An 819-nucleotide genomic window follows, 5' to 3' on the forward strand; every position below is an offset into this window, starting at 1 on the left:
AAACTCCGAATCCGAACTTAAAAAAAGCTTAACAGAAGATTATCGGGTTTTTAGCATCGACGAAGAAGCATTTATGTATTTTGAGGGAAATAAAAATTGAAAGAAATGAAAAATACATTACCCCGCCAGGAAGCACCCGGACTTATTGTAAATACCATCAATGGAATGCAATGGAAACTGCGGGAACAAAAGCCTGAAAATTTTATAATGGTCATCTTTTACCGCGGACTGCATTGCCCGGTTTGTAAAAAGTATCTGGAAGAATTGAATACGAAAATTGACAAATTTCGGGATAAAGGCGTGAGCGTGATTTGCGTGAGCGGTGATAGTAAGGAACGTGCAGAGAAAACAGTTGCCGACTGGGATGTGGACAATCTTACTATCGGCTACGACCTGGTTTCTGAAGATGCCCGTAAATGGGATTTATATATTTCTGAAGGCGTAAAAGATCAAGAGCCCGATGTGTTTTTTGAACCCGGACTTTTCCTGATAAAACCAGATTTTACGCTGTATGCAGCCTCCATCCAGAGTATGCCTTTTGCACGCCCAAAATTTGACGAACTGTTAAAAGCTATAGACTTTGTTGTTGAAAAAGATTATCCAGCAAGGGGAGAAGCGTGATTTGAAGTATGAGGTGTGAAGTATGAAGTTAGAAGCAAAAAGTTCTAAGCTAAAGAGGAAAAAAGTTAAAGAGTTAAGGTGAAAATAAAAACCCCGCAAGTTTTTTAAAAGCTGTGGGGTTTATTGTTTTTTACTTTAAACTCCAAACTCCAAACTCCAAACTCCAAACTCCAAACTCCAAACTCCAAACTCCAAACT

The 819-nt window shown here is 38.8% G+C and carries 1 protein-coding gene; it reads left to right on the plus strand.

Annotated elements, in window-relative coordinates; genetic code table 11:
* Positions 1–105: 105 nt before the first annotated feature.
* Positions 106–621 carry a redoxin domain-containing protein gene (locus tag RM529_RS17600; protein WP_311486035.1) on the plus strand — a complete coding sequence of 172 codons (516 nt, stop codon included), beginning with the start codon at positions 106–108 and terminating at the stop codon, positions 619–621.
* Positions 622–819 lie beyond the last annotated feature (198 nt).

It is taken from the genome of Autumnicola edwardsiae (assembly GCF_031846505.1).
Classification (GTDB): domain Bacteria; phylum Bacteroidota; class Bacteroidia; order Flavobacteriales; family Flavobacteriaceae; genus Autumnicola; species Autumnicola edwardsiae.

What these genes read in the sequence shown, in the direction of transcription:
- RM529_RS17600 (WP_311486035.1), top strand. Translation starts at nt 106, where the DNA reads ATGAAAAATACATTACCCCGCCAGGAAGCACCCGGACTTATTGTAAAT.